The sequence below is a fragment of the Pseudomonas sp. 22490 genome (assembly GCF_052044465.1).
In the GTDB taxonomy this organism is placed as follows: Bacteria; Pseudomonadota; Gammaproteobacteria; order Pseudomonadales; family Pseudomonadaceae; genus Pseudomonas; species Pseudomonas aeruginosa.
On the sequence record NZ_JBQENS010000026.1, the window covers coordinates 36,729 to 54,497 of the forward strand.

The following is a 17,769-nucleotide window of genomic DNA, read 5'->3' on the forward strand; positions in this document are numbered from 1 at the left end:
CCCCGGGGTGCCGTTTTTTCCATCCGCGCCTCAACCTTCGCTACGGATCTGCGCATGACTGATCAGGGCGAAGATCAGGCTACCGCCGACGATGTTGCCGCCCAGGGTAGGCAGGGCGAACTTCAGCAGGAACTCGGCCCAGCCGATTTCCCCGGCGAACGCCAGGTAGCCTACCTCCGCCGAGCCCACCACGATGTGGGTGAAGCTGCCCAGCGCCATCAGGTAGGTGACCATCGCGATGATCCAGATCTTCGCGCCCTCCGCCGCCGGGATCAGCCAGACCATGGTGGCGATCATCCAGCCGGAAACGATGCCCTTGGCGAACATTTGCGCCAGGTCGTTGTGCATCACCTCGCGGCCGATCTCAAGGAACGCCGCGTCGGCCGCTTCATTGAATATCGGCAGATGCAGCACCGCCCAGGCGAACAGCAGCGTACCGACGATATTGCCGAACAGCACCACGCTCCAGAGACGCAACAGTTGCCAGGCCTTTTCCAGGGTCGGCTCGGTCATCACCGGCAACACGGCGGTCAGGGTGTTTTCGGTGAACAGTTGCTGGCGGGCGAGGATCACTGCCAGGAAGCCCATGGGATAGCCGAAGCTGCTGACGATGATCGCCCACTCCTGCTCGGGCAAGGCAGCGCGGAACAGGCCCATGCCCATCAACGAGAGGCCGATGGTCAGCCCCGCGGCCACCGCCGACCACCAGAGTGCCGCCAGCGTGCGCTGCAACTCGTGTTCGCCCTGGACGCGAATCACCTCGTGCAGGACAGCGGCGCGCGGTGGCTGCTTGTCGTCGATCTCCCGCCGCTCGTTGGCGGTCAGCGCCGTGGCCGAACGTCCGTCGGCCGGTTTCTCTTTCCGCTCCTCGCCGCGCGCACGCGGCTTGCGCGTGCCCTCCGCCGCATGCCCCTGGCGCTTGCCCGCCGCACCGCCCTTGGCCGGTTGCCGGGGGGTGGGGGGCGAAGTCCGCTTGTCGTTGGCCATGTTCTGCACCTGAGTGGGGTCCTCCCAGGTATAGAGCCGTCTCGCTGGAACGAGGTTCCGACAACCTTCGGCTCCGCCGCCTCAGCGGGGCGGTGCGCCAACGGGACAGGCCGGCAGCTCGGCGCACCGAGCCGCGGGTGCGACGGCCTGCGGCAAGGCCGCAGCGAAGCGGGCTTCCCCAGGCTGCAATGCCCGCGCGCAGGCCTGCGCCTGGCGCGCCGGCGCCGCGCAACCGCGTTCCGCCAGCAACTGGGACAGGTTGAACCAACCCGCGGCGAAATCCACGCGACGCTCGACGCTGGTGAGCATGGCCTGTTCGGCAGCGGCGGAATCGCCTGCGGCGTAGCGACTGTTGCCCAGGGCAAACCAGGCGAAGGCGTCCTCAGGCCAGCGTCGCACGGCTTCTTCGTAGGCGCGCCGGGCAACCTTGGGGTGGCCGGTTTCCTCGCTGTCACTGGCGGCCTTGAGCCACGGGACCGCCGCTGCCGTGGCCGGCAGGCGGTCACCCGGCAGGGTCAGCACCGCCCAGCGCCCCGAACGCTTCCAGGTCGACTCGAAGCTGGTGAAGTCGGTAACCCAGCGCCGGGTGATGCCCGAGCGCAGCACCAGTTCGCGGCGCTCCCGATCGAAACCGACCACCACCGCGAAGTGCCAGCGCGGCCACCAGGAGAAAGCCTGGTTCTGTAACACCAGCACCGGGTTGCCCGCCGCGACCTCCTCGAGCACGCTCTCCAGTCCGCCTTGCAGCGGATAGACCAGCATGCCGTGGCGGCGCGCCGCGGCGACCATCTCCAATTGCAGGCTGCCCTCGCGACCGGGAATGAACACCTCGTCCTTCAATTGCCCCGGCGTCAACGCCAGGCCGCGCTGGCCGAGCATCGTGGCCAGCGCGGCGGGACCGCACTGGTAGGCTTCCTGGGGGAAGAACGGCACTTCGCGCAGCTCCACCCGCGCGGGCAGCGCCGCGCTTTCCGGCGGCAGTCTCGGCGGCTGCGCGCAGCCGCCGAGCATTGCGGAGACCAGCAGTGCCCCTGCCAGCCGCCTCACCGATTGATGCATTTGATGAAGCTGAAGATATCCGTGGCGCAAAGCATGTCGGTGATGATGAAGATCACCAGGAACAACACGATGATGCCGATGATGCCGCCCGCCGGCGCCTGGTCCAGCTGCTGGTTGAACTGCGCCAGCTCGGCGTTGGTCAGGCTGTTGATGCGACTCGCCACCTGGTCGCGGGGCACGCCCATGGCCTCCAGCTTCTTCTGGACGCCCTGGTCGTCGAGCATCTTCAGCAGTTGCTGGCGATCGAGGTTGTGCTGTTGTTGCTGCATGACTTCCGCAGTACCGATCATCGCTGCCTGGGCGAGCGGAACCTCGGCGAAGGTGAGCAGGTGCAGCGCTGCCAGGACGGCAGCGACACGGCGGATGCTTGTTGTTGTTCTCATGGGAATGACCTCTGCGTGAAACCCGGCTATTAGTCTTGGAAGGCGAGGCTTGGTTCCGCAACGCCCACCTTTCCTGAGTATCGTCCCGATCGCCGTTTTCCGCCGCCTCGGCGCCGATGCCCGCCCCTCTGGCGAGACGACGACCCGCCGCCCCCAGGCGACGAAACGGCGTCCGCCTTTATGCAATTCGCATATACTCCGGCTCGCCGCGAGAAAACCGGAGCATGCGCGATCTCGGCGACATCGACGCATATCCCCGCCGCAGCCTCGTACACGGCGTCGAAACCGCGCGCCGCCCCGGACGACAGAGCCTCCGGCACGGCGAAAACTAAGGATTCCTGAGCTTCCATCTTGTCCAGATTTGCCCAACCTTGAGCGAGCGGGCCAACGGGACGGGAGTTGTATGGATGCTAGGTACCCGGCTAAAAGCCGCAAGAATCAGAGCGGGATACTCGCAGAAACAGTTGGGCATGCTGGTGGGAATGGACGAGTTTTCCGCCAGCGCACGGATGAACCAATACGAACGCGAACGGCACTCCCCCAACATGCGGACTTCCGAACAGCTGGCCATGGTCCTCCAGGTCCCCATGGCCTACCTCTATTGCCCCGAGGACGAGCTGGCCGAGCTCATCCTCAAGGTGTCCAGCCTGACACCCGAGTTCAAGAAAGAGCTGACGCGTTTCATCGAACAGTTGCTCGCGGCCCAGGGATCAACCAGCCGCCAGCCTGTACGCACAAGGAGTGAACTGTGAACAAAAGCTTGGATTCAGACTCGATAACCACCGCCATAATGGCCCTGCGTCGCCTACGCGACACGCACCCGGAGCAGTACCGGGAGCTGCTGCCGTTGTGCGCCTCGGGGCTGGTGGAGACCCTGGTCGGACAGAGCGACGGGGACGACCGCAGGAAGGCCGAGACGCAGAGCGAGACCATCGCCCGCTGGACCTGGCTGCAGTTGCTCGGCTGGGCCCAGAACAACAGCCTCAGCCAGCAGCAGATCGAAAGCCTCTACAGCATCGTCGAAGGCATCCGCAGTTGCCGGCCGCTGATGCAGGAGCGCGCCCGTCTCCTGCAACTGGCGCGAGGCTGAGGCCCCGGCGCGGCTAGAGGCCGTACCGGGTTGCCTGGAGATGAGCGAACATGCCACCGTCGGCCGGGATGACGACACCCCATAGCCGGCGCGAGGCGTCAGCGAAGCCAGCTGGACGAACCAGGGCTTTGAGGTGGCATCGGCGAACTTCTTGAACTGCCAGGCCGGTCCGCCCATATAGGTGGGGCTGCCGTAGACGATGGCATCGGCTTCGACGAGCCGAGCAACTTCGTCCAGTTCTTCAAGCGCGAGGACGGCCAGGTGCGCCGAAGCCTTCCGCCGCGAACAGCATGGCGGCCGAACGCCAGCCTTGCCGCAGCGCACAGAGCGCACGTGACCTGGCGCCCGCAGCGCTCCGGCCTGATTCGCAGTTTCGTCACGCCGGCGCGCGGCCTGGCGCAAATGTGAACGGTTGCCGCCACGCTGGGAGAGGCTTCTTCCTAGACTCCGCGCCACGTTCACTCAGAGGAGAAACAACGTGGCCAAGACATGGATCTACGCAGCCTCGGCCGCCGCCATCGGCGGTGCGCTGATCGGCGGCTGGCTGCTCGACCCGGCTCCGCCCGAGGCATCGCCGCAGGCCCGCCAGTCCCCCGCCGCCCAGGCAGCCGCCGCCCCGACAGCGGCGCTCGCGGCGCCGGCGGCGGACGCTACCCGCATGCTCGCCCCGACCCCCGTCACGACGCCCGCGCCACGCGAGCGGGTGACGCTCTGGCAAGGCGAACTGCGCAGCCGCGAAGGCGCCCAGGGCATTCCCGAATACCTGGCGCAGGTCGAACCCGCCCTGCTCGACACGCTGGCGCTCGGCCAGGTGCTGGAAATGAGCCTGCCGGGTCGCGAGCGGCCCTTGCAGGCACGCCTCGCCAGCACCCATAACAGCGCCGGCCTGCCGGTCTGGCGCGGCGGCCTGGTGGACGGCGACGAGGCGGAAAGCCTGACCGTGGTGCGCGGCAGCCTGGAAACCCACATCAATGTCGCCACCCTCGACGGCAGCTACTCGATCATCGTCGACAACCGCAGCGGCAAGACCCGGGTGATCGACGAGAACGACATCGCCGCGCGTAGCGACCCGCATGGCGATCATGTCGACGCGCCGCTCGCCGAGCTGCCACCGATGCCGCCGCCCGCCCAGGGCTGAGCCCACCTTCCCAGCATGTTTCCCCAGCGGTGCCCTCGGGGCGCCATGGCTTCCTATTGTCCGAACACAGGCAACCCATGAAGAAATCCCTGCTCTGCTCCACCCTAGCCCTGGCGGTAGCCTCTGCCGCCCAGGCCGCGCCGAAGACCGTCGACATCATGGTCCTCTACACCCCCGCGGCGACCCAGACCGCAAATGGCCGCGACATCGATGCGCGGATCGCCAGCTACATCGAGTTCGCCAACACCGCCTACGAGAAGAGCGGCGTCAACCTGCGCCTGCGTCTGGTGCACAAGCAGCGCCTGGACTGGGCCGACTACCCGACGGTGACCGGCACCAACCTCGATCGCTTCATGCGCGACCCGCAGGTGCAGCGCCTGCGCGAGCAGTACGGCGCCGACCTGGTCAGCCTGGTCAACCGCTCGCAGAACAGCGGCAACGGCTACATCACCTGCGGCATCGGCTACATGGGCTCGGGCGATAAGAACAGCGGGCGCTTCCACGGCAACGCCAAGGACATTGCCTACAACCTCACCGGGGTCGACTGCGGGCTCAACACCTTCGCCCATGAAGCCGGCCACAACATGGGCCTGCGCCACTCCTACGAGCAGGACCTGGAGTCCAGCTACTACGATCCGCGCTACGCCCACAGCGGCACCTACGAATGGAGCCGCGGCTACGGCGTGCAGGGGCGCTTCGCCACCGTGATGGCCTACCCGCATGCCTTCGGCACCAACAAGCAGGCACCGTTCTTCGCCAACCCGCGCCTGGTCAACGCCGAATGCGCCAACCAGCCCTGCGGTCGCGAAGAACACGCCGACGCCGTACGCGCGCTGAACAGCATGGCCACGCAGATCGCCGACTTTCGCCCGACCAAGGTACCCGGCACGGTCAACCCGGGCTCCGGCGGCGACACGCCGACCCCGCCGGACCTGCCATGGTGCACGAAAGCCAAGCTCGGCGGCCTGCTCGGCGATGGCGAGTTCGCCAGCATGGAAGGCTGGCGCGCATGGTCCGGCAACGCCCAGCTGAGCCTGGTGAACGTCGCCAAGGGCTGCCGCGACAATGCCTTGCTGGTCGACGTGCGTGGCTTCGATCTGCTGGTCCGCCCCATTGCCCCCCTGCGCGCCGGCAGCGGCTACCGGCTGAGCGGCAAGGTCATGCTCAAGGCCGCCAATACCCGTGAAACCGTGCGCATGGCGCTGCTCAGCGAACGCGCCGATGGCGCCCTGGCCTACAACCCGGCGCAGAGCGTCGAACTGTCGGTCAGCGGCAACGAGTTCAGTCGCCTGGAGAAGACCTTCGACTACCGTCCCGCCGCCGACCAGCGCAACCTCTACGTGGCGGTCTGGAGCGACAGCGGCGCCAGCCTGCTGGTCGACGAGATGAACCTGCAGGAAGCCCAGTCCGCGCCGCCGAGCGTACCGCCGGCGCCGAAACGCATCGCCTACGACTTCGAGAGCGGCATCGGCGGCTGGAGCGGTGTGCATGCCAGCACCCGCGCCACGCGCGTCGCCAGCGCCGGGCGGCTGGCCCTGGAAGCCTACCAGCGGCGCTACGCCGGCACCGGCGCGAGCACCAGCCTGCTGGGCAACCTGGAAGCAGGCCGGACCTACGCGTTCAGCGCGGACGTGCGGGTCGGCGACGGTCGCGGCTCGCAGGCCATGACCTATGCCTACCTCTACCTGGAAAGCCAGGGTCGGCCCGGCGAATACCTGCCCCTGGGCTACAAGGTGGTCGAGAATGGCCGCTGGGCCAGCCTGCGCGGCCAGGTGCAATTGCCGAAGGGGCCGATCAAGCGTGCTGAACTGATGATCCTCAGCGGTAACCAGCAGGAGTCGATGTTCATCGACAACGTCCAGTTGCTGCAGAAGTAGGACGCTTCCCCTCCGTGCCCCCGGCAGGCACGGGGGGGATTTTGCGGAGCGCTCCAGGCCGGATGCAGCGATCTTGAAATTATCGTTTTACGATAATTTATTATTAAACTATGATCACTTCGGTTTCCCTCGTTTCCGAGGGGCCTGCCCACCTTCCCAGGAGTACCCCCGATGACAAGCGACCGCCTGGCCGGCTACAGCCGCCTGATGGCTACCCTGACCCTGCTGTTGATCGCCGGCATGCTGCTGCTCAACGCCGCGTGCTGGATCTTCCCCGACCTTGCCAGCGAGCACGGCCTCGGTTTCGCTCTCACCGCCACCGGTGTCGCCGGCGACCTCGGCGTTGTGGCGCGGGACATGCCGCTCTGGCAGGCCCTCGGCGGCATCCTCCTGTCGAGCCTGCCGCTGCTGGTCCTGGCCAGTGGGCTGCAGGCGCTGCGAAGGCTGTTCCAGCACTACGGGCGCGGCGAGTATTTCTGCGAAGACGCCGCGGCGCTGCTCGGCAAGGTCGGCCTGTGCCTGGCTTGCTGGGTGCTGGCGAACTTCCTGCTGGAACCGCTGCTGACGGTCTGGGTCACCTTCCTCCAACCCCAGGGGCAACGCATCGTCAGTCTCAGCTTCGGTTCGGCGGAACTGGTCAGCCTGTTCGCCGCCGCCTCGGTGATGGTGATCGCGCGCATCCAGCGCAAGGCCGCCCTGCTCGCCGAGGAAAACCGCCAGTTCGTCTGAGGTCCGCCATGCCCATCGAAATCAGGCTGGACGTCATGCTCGCCCTGCGCAAGGCCAGGTCCAAGGACCTGGCCCAGGCCATCGGCATCACCGAACAGAACCTGTCGCTGCTCAAGCAGGGCAAGGTAAAGGGCATTCGCCTCGCTACCCTGGAGGCCATCTGCGCCTACCTGGCGTGCCAGCCGGGAGACCTGCTGGAGTACCTGCCCGGCCCGACCGAGGAGTGACAGCCGGGCGCTTATGCGCTCGAGCGAGGGGGAGCGCACCAAAGGGTATTTAGGCCAAGCCCCCTTTCGCCGCTACAGTCGCGGTTCATCCACCAGACATGGGCGAGGCCGGGCATGGCGAAATCCTCCGAACGATTCGAATCCCTGCGCCGGGATATCGACGCACTGGCCCGCCGGCTCGACGTGCCGTCGGTGCTGATCATGCGTTCCCTGCCCCGGCACATGCGCGTCGAGGCCTCCGCCGGACGCCTGGAGGACACCTACCCGATCGGCGCCGAAGGCCGCAAGAGCGTCCATGAAGACGGCGCCAAACCCCTCTACTGCGAACGCGTGGTCGACCGCGACGCCCCGTTGCACGTGCGCGACTCGCGCCAGGAGACGGAATGGGCCGGCAACGAGGATGAAGTCGAGTTCGGCCTGAGCAACTACCTTGGCTATCCGGTTCATGCGCCCGACGGCACCCCGTACGGCACCGTCTGCGTACTCGACAGCCGACCGCGCGACTATTCGGCCGAGGAACGAGCCCTGCTGGAAGAATTGCGGCGCAAGGTCGAGGCGCTGCTGGCGGAAACCGTCTCATGACCTAAGGTCAATCGGATACCGCGGCGCACAACCGCGCCGCCTCCGCCCGCCAGACGAGGACCTTCCGTGCACGCCCGCCGCCTGCCCCGCCTCTTGCCGTTCGCCCTCGCCTTCCTGCTTTCGCCCGCCGCCTTCGCTGCCGACACGCCAGCCGCCGAACTGCTGCGCCAGGCCGAAGCCGAACGCCCGGCCTACCTCGACACGCTCCGGCAACTGGTCGCGGTGGACAGCGGTACCGGCCAGGCCGAAGGCCTCGGCCAGTTGTCCGCGCTGCTCGCCGAACGCCTGCAGGCGCTCGGCGCGCAAGTCCGCAGCGCACCGGCGACGCCCTCGGCCGGCGACAACCTGGTGGCCACCCTCGATGGCACCGGCAGCAAGCGCTTCCTGCTGATGATTCACTACGACACCGTGTTCGCCGCCGGCAGCGCGGCGAAGCGTCCGTTCCGCGAGGACGCGGAGCGCGCCTACGGACCCGGCGTGGCCGACGCCAAGGGCGGCGTGGCGGTGGTGCTGCATGCCCTGGCGCTGCTCAGGCAGCAAGGCTTCAGGGACTACGGACGGATCACCGTGCTGTTCAATCCCGACGAAGAGACCGGCTCCGCCGGCTCGAAGCAACTGATCGCCGAGCTGGCCCGGCAGCAGGACTACGTCTTCTCCTACGAGCCGCCGGACCGGGACGCAGTGACGGTAGCCACCAATGGCATCGACGGCCTGCTGCTCGAGGTGAAGGGTCGCTCGTCCCATGCCGGCTCGGCACCCGAGCAAGGCCGCAACGCCATTCTCGAACTGTCGCACCAGTTGCTGCGTCTCAAGGACCTCGGCGATCCGGCGAAAGGCACCACGCTGAACTGGACCCTCGCCAGGGGCGGCGAGAAGCGCAACATCATTCCCGCCGAGGCTTCGGCGGAAGCCGACATGCGCTACTCGGACCCGGCCGAGAGCGAGCGGGTACTGGCCGACGCCCGGAAGCTGACCGGCGAACGCCTGGTCGCCGATACCGAAGTCAGTCTGCGTCTCGACAAGGGTCGTCCGCCTCTGGTGAAGAACCCCGCCTCGCAGCGCCTGGCGGAAACCGCACAGACGCTCTACGGCCGAATCGGCAAGCGCATCGAGCCGATCGCCATGCGCTTCGGCACGGACGCCGGCTACGCCTACGTGCCCGGCAGCGACAAACCGGCGGTGCTGGAAACCCTCGGCGTGGTCGGCGCCGGCCTGCACAGCGAGGCGGAATACCTCGAACTATCCAGCATCGCCCCCCGCCTGTACCTGACGGTGGCGCTGATCCGCGAGCTGTCCGCCGACTAGCGCCGACGCCCGCAGCCAGCCTCAGGTACGGAAGCGACCGAGCACCACGCGCAAGCCAGCCATGTGTTCCTTGACCCTCTGGTTGGCCGAAAGCACTGCGGCGGTCCCTTCGTGGGCCTGCTCGGAGAGTCCGGAGACGTTGGTGATGTTGCGGTCGATGTCCTGGGCCACCTGGCTCTGTTCCTCGGCGGCGGTCGCGATCTGCTGGTTGAGGCCGTCCAGTTCTTCCACCGTGGCGACGATGCGCCCCAGCGCCTGGGCCGCGCTGTCGGCCTCGACGAGGTTGCTCTGGGCATGGCTGGCGCTACCGCGCATGGCGGCGACCGCATCGTTGGCGCCGTCCTGCAACTGCTCGATCAACCCCTGGATCTCCTGGGTCGACTGCTGGGTACGGTTGGCCAGCGAACGCACTTCGTCCGCCACCACGGCGAAGCCGCGCCCGGCCTCCCCGGCCCGCGCCGCCTCGATGGCGGCATTGAGCGCCAGCAGGTTGGTCTGCTCGGCGATGCTGCTGATCACCGTAAGCACCTGGCCGACACTGCCCGCATGCTGGTGCAGGGTGTTCAGCGCCAGGGCGGTCTGCTCCAGTTCCTCCGCCAACGCACCGGTCTGGCTGCTGGCGTGCTCCACCAGACGCCGTCCCTCGTGGGCCAGGGCCGCGGCGTCGCGCGTGGAGTGCGCCGCATGGTTGGCGTGGCGGGCGACCTCGGCCACGGTGGCGCTCATCTCGTTCATCGCGGTGGCCACCTGGTCCAGGTCCTGGTGCTGGCGCGCCACCTGGTCGCCGGCACCGAGCGCCTGCTCCAGGGCCTCGGCCACGTCCTTGTCGGTCTCTGCCGCGCTGCGCTTGACGTTCGCCAGCAAACCGCTGACGTCCTGGCGCATCCGCTCGTAGCCAGCGACGATGCGGCCGATCTCGTTGTCCGCATGGCCCGCCGCCAGGGCATGGGTGAAGTTCGCCGCGCCGACCTCGGTCAGCGCCACTTCCAACCCACGCAACTGCCGCATCAGCGGCGCCAGGCCGAACTGCCGGCCGAGCACCACCAGCACCAGGATCGCCAACAGGCAACCGAAGGCGATCCACATCTGGGTGTGCTGGACACTGTCGGCGCGCGCGCTCATCAGCGAGACCAGGTTGTTCAGCTCGCCCAACAGCTCGGTGGAATACTGCGAGAAGCCGCGCAGATCGACCTGGCTGGCAGGCTGTGCCACCTGGTCGAGCATGGCCCGGTAGCGGCCCCAGATCTGCGCCACCTTCTGCCGCTGGGCGGCGATCTCCGGCGCGCCCATCCGGCTCACGTTGCGCTCGGCATTGCCCGCATCCAGATCGGCGGCCGAGCGTTCGTACTGGGCGATGGTCGCGGCCAGGGCCTTTGGGTCGCCGGCGCCGAGTCGCAATTGCAGCGCCTCGCGGGCCATCTTCTGGCTGAGCATGCGCTGCGCGCCGGCCACGTTGATGGTTTCCGGCGAGATCGACATGCTCAGGTACAACGCCACCGAGGCGCAGGCGGCCAGGCCGAACATCAGTGCATAGGACAGCAGGAACTGGGCGTTCAGGGTCTTCAACCCGAGCCCCCGTAGAATCCGATCGAACACCCTGGCGACGCTTTCGTTCATTGGTTTTTCCCCACTGGACTACAGAAACCGATAACCACCCCATCGGCCCGTCGCGCCTGGGCTTGAATCGGCACTTCGCCGACTCCATCCCCGAGCGCCTCCCTCTCCAGGGCGTGGCCCCCGGCGGACAAGGCCTGAAGACAGTTTGCCGCTGCGGCATCGGGACGCGCCCTGTAAACTCTGGCAGGTACCCGGCACGCCGCGCCGGAGACGTCATGGAACCCAACCCGCAAGGACGCCCGCGTGATCCCCGTCGCCCCTCTTCCCCTGATCGTCCCGCTCATCTACCTGTCGTCGTTCGTCGCCGGCATCTGGCTGCTGGTCTGGCTATCGCTCCTGGCCTTCAGCCCGCGCGCGCGCCAGCGCTTGCGCCGCCGCTGGCCGAGCCGCGGCCTGCTGATGCTGCTCCTGCTGATCCCGTTGGGACTGCGCGCCTGGCTGGAGATCGGTCTCTGGCAGTACGAGCGCGAACGTGCACGCGAGGAAGCCGCGCACAGCGCCGTGCTCGAGCGCCCTACCCGCCTCGGAGGCATCGAGATGCCTGCCGGCACCCGGCTGAAGCTGGAACTCAAGCACCAGCCGGAAAGCTTCCGAGAAGCCGAATTCCCCACCCCGGTGACGATCCGCGGCGTCGCCACCCGCCACCTGCAACGCTGGCTGCAGAGCGAGCAGGACAACCCGCAGGACCCATGGAAAACCACCGGCGTCCATCCCACTTCGCTGCGCCTGCGTGGCGAGGGAGTCGCCGAGATCGAAGGCTGGCGTTGCGACGCCAGCCAGGAAATCGCCTTCGCCAGCGAGCGCGACGGGCGTCCCGCCGCCTTCGAAGGCTGTAGCCTGGCGACCGGCAACCGCGCCGACGACATCGACTTCCCCGCCGGTGCGCGATTGTTCGCCAGCGATGGCATGGTCTACACCGACGGCTACCGCGACGCCGAGCGCTGGCGGGTAATGCCGGAAACCGGGCAACGGGTGTCGGTGCGCGGCATCGCGCTGAGCGGCGGCGCCCTGGCCTTCGACCGCGACCGCCGCCTGTACGGCCTCGGCGGTACGGTCCTCGCCGAGGCCTTGCAACTGGGCGCCTGGCACTACCCGGCAGGCACCGAGGTCAGCCTTTCACCCCGCGCCGCCTGGCGCGCGCAACATCCGCACGCCTGGCTGTTCAGTCCTACCCGCGAAGCCGCTTCGCATGCCTCCGGCGAGCGCCTGGAACACGGCGTCTCGCTGTTGCAGACGCTGGACGGCCAGGAACTTGAGCGCCTCGACAACCGCGCGGCAGGGGTCATCGACTTCATCGAACTGGAGATCGGCGACGAACGCTGAACCTGCGCCGCGCGGTTATCTGAGGCTCAGCCAGCAGCGCGGCGGGAAGGGCAATCAGGAAATGGACGAGGCGCATGGACCCTCCGTGGCCATCACTGCGGTATGGCTAGGCATTTTCCCGATCCTGCGGGAAAAGCGATGCCGCTTCGCTTGCCGCACAGCGAAACAGGGCTAGCCTTATCAATGTGACTTTCTCCTATGGTGGTCACCAAAGCCCCGGGGGCCGCTCATCCCTCCGGGGCTTTCCCCCCGCCTGCTGCCTCTCCCCTCCTTGATACAGCAGCCCATCGCAGTTCAACGAGGAAACCCGATGAAACTCAGCATTGTCGCCCTGGGCCTGTTGTCCATGGCAGGGGTGCTCATCTGCACCTATCTGATCCTGAAATCGCTCAGCGCCATCTGATATCGCTCGTGCACGAAGCTGTGGATCGCCCATGGGCAGATCCAGCAGTCCGCGCGTAGGATGGGCAGGCCCGCTTCCTGCCCATTTTCCGCCAGGAAAAGAGAGGAATTCCTTTCCGAGATTTCCACAGAGGTCATGGATGAAAAAAAGCCCCCTGCTGATACTGAGCGTACTCCTCGCCGCGTGCGGCCCCGACAAGCTGATTTCCGACCTGCCGTCACCGAACGGGCAATACCACGTCGAGGTTCGGAAATGCCCGGAGAAAGGTTCGATCACCTGGGGCGAAGAAATACAGGTCTCCCTCCTCGAAACCGGGAAATCGGAAAAGTGCCATGCAGTCGTGCGGTCGCTGGCGCAATTCGACCTGCGCGCATCCGCGGACCAATTGCAACTGGAGTGGCTGTCCGATACGGAACTCAGGGCCTGGCACCCTAGCTTCGAGCCCGGGAACCAACCGAACGGCTCGCGCCTGAAGCGCGATGCGCCGGTGAAGATGGTCTTTGCGCCGAAGCGCTGAGCCGCTCGAAAAGCTGTCCTGGCATACCGACCATACGCCACGACAGTCGGAGGCAAGCCAAATAAAAGGTTTACGCGTCATTTCAGGACCCAGGTGCTTCCATTGCTCCATAGCTCGGCATACTGCCCATTGATCAAGGTCAGGCTGCTTCCTGTGTTGGTGTAGCTACCGTAGGTACTGCCCGTGATTCCTCCAGCCAGTGCCGTGACGTTGATGCTGCCGCTCGAACCATTCCTGATCCTGAAGACACAGCCCGAGGCAAGAGCGGCCTCCGGCAGTACGAATCCTCCGCTCCCCGTCAACTCGACCATTTGTCCGACATAATCCGTTCCTGCGATTGCTGAGGACGAGGACAAGGACACCATCGGCAGCTCGCTCCACCCTACGCCTCCTTGTACTTTCGTACGTAACGGCAAAACAGCAGGATAGCCATGTCGGTTGACGTAGACATTCCTCACCTTGGCGATTGTAGGAGCCGCCGCTATTCCCATGGTCCACACGGGTCGAATGAGCTGTTGGTTATCGTCGAAGACGGTCAGCCCATCCACTTCGAAATTGCCCTTTGGTTCAATCACTTCCATGGAGTCAGAAGAGTCCTGCCAGACTCCGCATCGATTTATGTTTCCCGTGGCCACGCCGAAGTTCACATTTCTTATCGTGACATCCCTGATGAGTACCGGCGCGTTTCTGGCGCTCCAGTTGCGGAAACGCATAGCGCTGCCAAAAGGCTCGTCGACAACGATGCCAACCAGTTGGATCAGACCCGACATAGTGTTTTTCGGAGAGAGACCCCCTCCATATATGAAACCCACTCCGCCATTCTTCGCCCCGTATTGAGTAGCCGAACCGTCTCGTCGGGACTGGAATCCGGACACCCTGACGGAGACAGGGGAGTCCGTATTCGGGATGGTGAACTGGACTCCGTTCCCAGCATTGCCCTCGCTCGAACAACCGATCAGGTTGATATCTTCGATGAAGTAACCGCTTCCTTCATTGGGCTCTATGTCGAAGGCCGCCCAGGGTCCATTGGCTGATGCACCAAGTCCATTGGTATTCGTGTTAGTCGCTCGGCAATTCAGCAGCGTCGCGCGCCTGGCATTGATGACCGAAAAGCCATTGCGTCCATTGAAGTTGCAAAGGACTCGGTCGATGCGTACGTCTTCGCTTGGTCGCCCCGCATCGCCGGTAACGGCCAATCCATCACCGGAGAACGCGTTGATTGTCAGGTCCTGGACCAGGACTTTTTTCGAGCCATAGATGAAAAGTCCATATCGACCTTCGCCGCTGCGTGCCTCGTTCTTCTGTCCATTGATCTGCATTCCATTGCCGAAGATGAACACATTGCTCTGTCCGGCCATGCTGATGAACGGCTGGACATCCATCGTCACCGTACCGGGCTCCTGGAGAATGACAGTCCGGCTGGTTCCGGCGATGATCTGGTCCGAACCGATAACCAATGGACCGGAGCGAACGGTCGCCGGGGGAAACATGGCCGTGTAACCGATGTGGGCCGCAGAGCCTTCGTTCGAACGGGTTTGTTGCAGAAGCTTTTGCGCTGGCGCGGTAGCGAGTTCCCCCGGCAGCCAGCCGAACCATTCGAGGCGAATACCATAACCTTCGATTTTGCGGACAAAGCAGCCAAAGGCGGACGGCTCAGTTTCCCCCGAGCCATCCAGATAGCCAGCCAACCCCGTCTGGGCAGTGTACGCAGGAACAGTGGGGCTGATGATAGTCCCGCCGTTGTGGCGATTCCGCGCAACCGCCCCATCCCAGTAGAACCTGCCACCACCAGTGGTAATACCGGGTCTGTGGCCTTGAACGATGTACTCATGGGTGTAGCTTTGCGGAACATCTGGAAGATCGGCCAGGCTGGCTAAAACCATTGCCGATCTGCCTATAAGTGATGCGCCCTTTACGAGGTCGGTTTCGTCAATCAACGCATTCCATCGCTCATCGCTAGGGTCTCCTACTGTGGCCCCCACCATGGAACCGGTCGTGTCGTAGCTCATGCTTCCTCCTGAAAAATCCGTTTCGCACTTCACCGGGAGAAGGGCAGCCGCAATCGCCATGCTCCCTTGTCAGCAGCCCATGATATGACCGGGATCGTGACAAAGCCCCACCGCCCCAAGTCCTCTGAGCCCCATCGCACCGTGACATCAACTTCCGTCCCAAGCTCGGCATCATTCCTGCGAAAACGAAGCTACGCTACACGGTCTACTGGCGGGGCCGGCTGAACGTCCACCCATTGAAATGGACAACACACTCATTGCCCCCAGGAAAATGATGAAACGGCCCTCATGGCTTGTCGCTCTGCGGGTTGAGGGGAAGTACATCGGGCTAGACGCTGGCAAGGACATAACAAAGCGGCGCCATCCACAGCACCAGGTTGATCGTCCATTGCAGCGCTCTTTCGCGAGCGCTCCCCAGCTTTCGCTGCTGCAGCACGAATGCCAACGCAGTGGAATGCAGCAACAGGGCGCAGGCAGGAAAGACCAGCAGGTAGGCGAACAGCCCAGGCGCATTCATATTGGGATAGCTATGGCTGTCGAGCGATCGCCAGTACGCCACCAGGAAAGCGCTCGCGACCGCGAGGCTGAGCCCCAGGCTGATGCGGCTATACCACTTCATCGATACCCTCCCGACGCGCCTTCCGGACCTACGCCGATCGTCCCGGAAAACGGCCCGATCCGCCTCGCTTCACCCTGCTTCAGTCAGAGCGGCTCAGGGCTTCCGGGGCTCGTTGCCGAGCAGACGATCGAGTTCGCCCATGACGCGATCGCTCTTGGCCTCTTCGAGCTTGCGCCGGGCCTCGGCGAGATTGGCCTGGGCGCGCTCCATCTCGACCATGCCGACGGCGGTGATCACCGCCTGCAATGGCACGCCCCTGCCGGTGGAGCGCATGCCGTTGCGTTCGCGTTGCTGCGGCGCGCAGATGAACTGGAGGACAGCCTCATGGCTTTCGTTGGGCAGCGGGGTCCAGCCCTTGGCGAAGGTGAACTGGAGGTTCGTGGGTTGCCCGTTGTTGGAGAAGGTCTTGGCGTTGACCACCTTCACCTCTCGCGTATCGCAGCGGTACTGGTGCGCGCTGAGCAGATGGAAAGAGTCGAACAGCATGGCGATCTGCACCTGCCAGGCGTTTTCCATACCCGGCACCGGTGCCAGCGAATCGGCATCGGCCAGGAACACGTCAAGCTCGGCAGGGTCATCGCCCTTGTGTACCACCCACCAGTCTTCGGCCCAGGCATGGCCGGATGCGGCCAGCAGCGCGGAGCACAGCCAAGTCACGGCACTGCGGGAAACCTTGCGATAGACGTTCATGTCACCTTCCTTTGTGGGGAAACGCTTCCCTGCCGATCGTGGATAGGGGCGGCACCCGGCGCCCCTGAGCGAACACCCGCTATTTCAATGACAGCGGCACGCCCCAGACCGGGTCTTCCATGCCCTGCTTGCGCAGCGGTGTGATCTGCAGGGGCTGGAGCCTGGACAGCAGTTGCCGGTGCTTGTCGCTCAGGGCCCGCTGGGCGATCAAGGACTGGCTGAAGTCCATCGGCGCCGGCCAGGTGTAGACGGTCAGGTTTTCCAATGGGCATTCGATCTTCTTCGGATCGATCGCCCGGCACTTCGACTGCTGGTACTTGTAGCCGGGGGTCTTGAGGTGCATGCGCGGGGCCAGCAGCAATTGCCCGCCCTGCACGCTGAAGCTGGCCAGCGCCTTGTCGACCGGCAGGCGTGCCTGGATCTTGATCGAAGGTACGTCGCGGGAGTCGGTCTGCTGGTAATAGCCGGCCTGGGAGCCCTGGGTCGTCTGCGTATATTGCTGCTCGCCCCAGCTCACGCAGGCGCCCGAGGCCACATGCACGGCGGTGCAGACCTTCTCGGTCTTGATCTCGCTGCCATAGGTGGCATCTTTCCAGACTTCTTCCCGGTAGTACTCGCGATACAGCTCGGGGGACAGGTACGCGGTGCCGTTGGCGCCATGGCCCGAACCGGGCGGACCGCTGCGGGCGCCTACCTGGTCGAGCAAGCCATGGATCTGGTAGTCGTCGCCGCCGGTCAGCAGGTACTTGCCGGGCGGCAGGATATGCACCTCGAAGGCCTTGAACAGATAGGTCTCGTCGGGCTTCCGCTGCAGCGCGTTGGTCTGGAACTTGCGACCGAAGGTCACCTTCGGGTCCTTCTCGTACTCCCAGATCGCCGTTGGCGTCCACTGGGTCATGGTCAGGGCATCGCTCAGGGACTTGTGCGGCATCACGTCGGCCACCAGTACCACGGCCATGTTCCCTTTCAGCGCCTGGTCGACCAGGTCCAACATCTGCGCGTTGCGCGGATCGTCCATGCTGCCATAGGCGCCCGAATCGAGTTCCGACACGCAACCGGAAAGGCAAAGCAGCAAGGCGGCGGAAAGGGCAAAACGCGGGCGGGGCAGTCTCATGCATCGATCCTTGATAGAGGCTGGTGCGGGTCGTCGGACGGCCCATCTTACTGGCCCCAGCCTGGATCGCAATATTTCAAATGAACTAGGTCGGCAGGGG

Annotated in this window: 18 protein-coding genes; 9 read left to right on the forward strand and 9 right to left on the reverse strand. The window is 65.3% G+C overall.

Annotation, left to right across the window (positions count from 1 at the left end):
* Nucleotides 1-30 precede the first annotated feature (30 nt).
* The 3 genes from ACTJJX_RS24965 to ACTJJX_RS24975 all read right to left on the reverse strand — a co-directional run bounded on the left by ACTJJX_RS24965 (nucleotide 31) and on the right by ACTJJX_RS24975 (nucleotide 2,429).
* Nucleotides 31-987, reverse strand: a complete 957-nt coding sequence (locus ACTJJX_RS24965; protein WP_003115216.1) for a formate/nitrite transporter family protein — start codon at nucleotides 985-987, stop codon at nucleotides 31-33.
* Between the two features lie 81 nt (nucleotides 988-1,068).
* Complete coding sequence (locus ACTJJX_RS24970; RefSeq protein WP_003162463.1) at nucleotides 1,069-1,998, reverse strand: PA2778 family cysteine peptidase; 930 nt, start codon at nucleotides 1,996-1,998, stop codon at nucleotides 1,069-1,071.
* 32 nt (nucleotides 1,999-2,030) lie between these two features.
* The gene (locus tag ACTJJX_RS24975; RefSeq protein WP_003090843.1) at nucleotides 2,031-2,429 is read right to left on the reverse strand and encodes a PA2779 family protein; all 399 of its coding nucleotides are present in this window, start codon (nucleotides 2,427-2,429) and stop codon (nucleotides 2,031-2,033) included.
* A gap of 407 nt (nucleotides 2,430-2,836) precedes the next feature.
* On the opposite strand from ACTJJX_RS24975, the gene ACTJJX_RS24980 reads away from it, so the two are divergent.
* Entirely contained in the window at nucleotides 2,837-3,181 is a 345-nt protein-coding gene (locus ACTJJX_RS24980; protein WP_003115217.1) for a helix-turn-helix domain-containing protein, read from the forward strand.
* Nucleotides 3,182-3,234: 53 nt separating this feature from the next.
* On the opposite strand, the gene ACTJJX_RS24985 is transcribed toward ACTJJX_RS24980, so the two are convergent.
* Entirely contained in the window at nucleotides 3,235-3,843 is a 609-nt protein-coding gene (locus ACTJJX_RS24985) for a flavodoxin family protein (RefSeq protein ID WP_003107215.1), read from the reverse strand.
* A gap of 154 nt (nucleotides 3,844-3,997) precedes the next feature.
* Here ACTJJX_RS24985 and bamI point away from each other — a divergent pair, with 154 nt between their 5' ends.
* The 6 genes from bamI to ACTJJX_RS25015 all read left to right on the forward strand — a co-directional run bounded on the left by bamI (nucleotide 3,998) and on the right by ACTJJX_RS25015 (nucleotide 9,377).
* On the forward strand, nucleotides 3,998-4,657 hold the full coding sequence (bamI, locus tag ACTJJX_RS24990; RefSeq protein ID WP_003124476.1) for a biofilm-associated metzincin protease inhibitor BamI: 660 nt from the start codon (nucleotides 3,998-4,000) through the stop codon (nucleotides 4,655-4,657).
* A 77-nt stretch (nucleotides 4,658-4,734) separates the two neighbouring features.
* Nucleotides 4,735-6,534 (forward strand): metalloendopeptidase Mep72, encoded by a 1,800-nt coding sequence (gene mep72 / locus ACTJJX_RS24995; RefSeq protein ID WP_003143758.1) that lies wholly within the window; start codon nucleotides 4,735-4,737, stop codon nucleotides 6,532-6,534.
* 171 nt (nucleotides 6,535-6,705) lie between these two features.
* Nucleotides 6,706-7,263, forward strand: coding sequence for a DUF2975 domain-containing protein (locus ACTJJX_RS25000; RefSeq protein ID WP_003090849.1), 558 nt, complete (start codon nucleotides 6,706-6,708; stop codon nucleotides 7,261-7,263).
* An 8-nt stretch (nucleotides 7,264-7,271) separates the two neighbouring features.
* Nucleotides 7,272-7,490: a helix-turn-helix domain-containing protein gene (locus tag ACTJJX_RS25005; protein WP_003108924.1), complete on the forward strand. Its 219-nt coding sequence runs from the start codon at nucleotides 7,272-7,274 to the stop codon at nucleotides 7,488-7,490.
* A 114-nt stretch (nucleotides 7,491-7,604) separates the two neighbouring features.
* On the forward strand, nucleotides 7,605-8,072 hold the full coding sequence (locus ACTJJX_RS25010) for a GAF domain-containing protein (RefSeq protein WP_003104034.1): 468 nt from the start codon (nucleotides 7,605-7,607) through the stop codon (nucleotides 8,070-8,072).
* 66 nt (nucleotides 8,073-8,138) lie between these two features.
* Entirely contained in the window at nucleotides 8,139-9,377 is a 1,239-nt protein-coding gene (locus tag ACTJJX_RS25015) for a M20/M25/M40 family metallo-hydrolase (RefSeq protein WP_016562046.1), read from the forward strand.
* A gap of 21 nt (nucleotides 9,378-9,398) precedes the next feature.
* On the opposite strand, the gene mcpN is transcribed toward ACTJJX_RS25015, so the two are convergent.
* On the reverse strand, nucleotides 9,399-10,994 hold the full coding sequence (gene mcpN / locus ACTJJX_RS25020; protein ID WP_003114783.1) for a nitrate chemoreceptor McpN: 1,596 nt from the start codon (nucleotides 10,992-10,994) through the stop codon (nucleotides 9,399-9,401).
* A gap of 243 nt (nucleotides 10,995-11,237) precedes the next feature.
* On the opposite strand from mcpN, the gene ACTJJX_RS25025 reads away from it, so the two are divergent.
* Both ACTJJX_RS25025 and ACTJJX_RS25030 read left to right on the forward strand, forming a co-directional pair.
* Nucleotides 11,238-12,317, forward strand: a complete 1,080-nt coding sequence (locus tag ACTJJX_RS25025) for a hypothetical protein (protein ID WP_003104038.1) — start codon at nucleotides 11,238-11,240, stop codon at nucleotides 12,315-12,317.
* A gap of 434 nt (nucleotides 12,318-12,751) precedes the next feature.
* On the forward strand, nucleotides 12,752-13,237 hold the full coding sequence (locus ACTJJX_RS25030; RefSeq protein ID WP_016852707.1) for a hypothetical protein: 486 nt from the start codon (nucleotides 12,752-12,754) through the stop codon (nucleotides 13,235-13,237).
* Between the two features lie 77 nt (nucleotides 13,238-13,314).
* Here ACTJJX_RS25030 and ACTJJX_RS25035 read toward each other — a convergent pair whose 3' ends face one another.
* The 4 genes from ACTJJX_RS25035 to ACTJJX_RS25050 form a co-directional block, all read right to left on the reverse strand.
* Nucleotides 13,315-15,246, reverse strand: a complete 1,932-nt coding sequence (locus tag ACTJJX_RS25035) for a right-handed parallel beta-helix repeat-containing protein (protein ID WP_016852706.1) — start codon at nucleotides 15,244-15,246, stop codon at nucleotides 13,315-13,317.
* Nucleotides 15,247-15,574: 328 nt separating this feature from the next.
* Nucleotides 15,575-15,865: a hypothetical protein gene (locus ACTJJX_RS25040; protein ID WP_004344446.1), complete on the reverse strand. Its 291-nt coding sequence runs from the start codon at nucleotides 15,863-15,865 to the stop codon at nucleotides 15,575-15,577.
* A gap of 93 nt (nucleotides 15,866-15,958) precedes the next feature.
* Nucleotides 15,959-16,555, reverse strand: a complete 597-nt coding sequence (locus ACTJJX_RS25045) for a hypothetical protein (protein ID WP_016852705.1) — start codon at nucleotides 16,553-16,555, stop codon at nucleotides 15,959-15,961.
* 79 nt (nucleotides 16,556-16,634) lie between these two features.
* A complete protein-coding gene (locus ACTJJX_RS25050) occupies nucleotides 16,635-17,669 on the reverse strand; it encodes a hypothetical protein (RefSeq protein ID WP_003124470.1) in 1,035 nt (344 codons plus the stop codon).
* Between the last annotated feature and the right edge of the window lie 100 nt (nucleotides 17,670-17,769).

Bases quoted from the DNA above. Each gene is read 5' to 3' on its own strand.
- ACTJJX_RS24980 (WP_003115217.1), top strand. From the start codon at position 2,837: ATGCTAGGTACCCGGCTAAAAGCCGCAAGAATCAGAGCGGGATACTCG.
- ACTJJX_RS24975 (WP_003090843.1), bottom strand. From the start codon at position 2,429: ATGAGAACAACAACAAGCATCCGCCGTGTCGCTGCCGTCCTGGCAGCG.
- ACTJJX_RS25045 (WP_016852705.1), bottom strand. From the start codon at position 16,555: ATGAACGTCTATCGCAAGGTTTCCCGCAGTGCCGTGACTTGGCTGTGC.
- ACTJJX_RS25010 (WP_003104034.1), top strand. From the start codon at position 7,605: ATGGCGAAATCCTCCGAACGATTCGAATCCCTGCGCCGGGATATCGAC.
- ACTJJX_RS24970 (WP_003162463.1), bottom strand. From the start codon at position 1,998: ATGCTCGGCGGCTGCGCGCAGCCGCCGAGACTGCCGCCGGAAAGCGCG.
- ACTJJX_RS25030 (WP_016852707.1), top strand. From the start codon at position 12,752: ATGGGCAGATCCAGCAGTCCGCGCGTAGGATGGGCAGGCCCGCTTCCT.
- ACTJJX_RS25000 (WP_003090849.1), top strand. From the start codon at position 6,706: ATGACAAGCGACCGCCTGGCCGGCTACAGCCGCCTGATGGCTACCCTG.
- mcpN (WP_003114783.1), bottom strand. From the start codon at position 10,994: ATGAACGAAAGCGTCGCCAGGGTGTTCGATCGGATTCTACGGGGGCTC.
- ACTJJX_RS25005 (WP_003108924.1), top strand. From the start codon at position 7,272: ATGCCCATCGAAATCAGGCTGGACGTCATGCTCGCCCTGCGCAAGGCC.
- mep72 (WP_003143758.1), top strand. From the start codon at position 4,735: ATGAAGAAATCCCTGCTCTGCTCCACCCTAGCCCTGGCGGTAGCCTCT.
- ACTJJX_RS25035 (WP_016852706.1), bottom strand. From the start codon at position 15,246: ATGAGCTACGACACGACCGGTTCCATGGTGGGGGCCACAGTAGGAGAC.
- ACTJJX_RS24965 (WP_003115216.1), bottom strand. From the start codon at position 987: ATGGCCAACGACAAGCGGACTTCGCCCCCCACCCCCCGGCAACCGGCC.
- ACTJJX_RS25040 (WP_004344446.1), bottom strand. From the start codon at position 15,865: ATGAAGTGGTATAGCCGCATCAGCCTGGGGCTCAGCCTCGCGGTCGCG.
- ACTJJX_RS25050 (WP_003124470.1), bottom strand. From the start codon at position 17,669: ATGAGACTGCCCCGCCCGCGTTTTGCCCTTTCCGCCGCCTTGCTGCTT.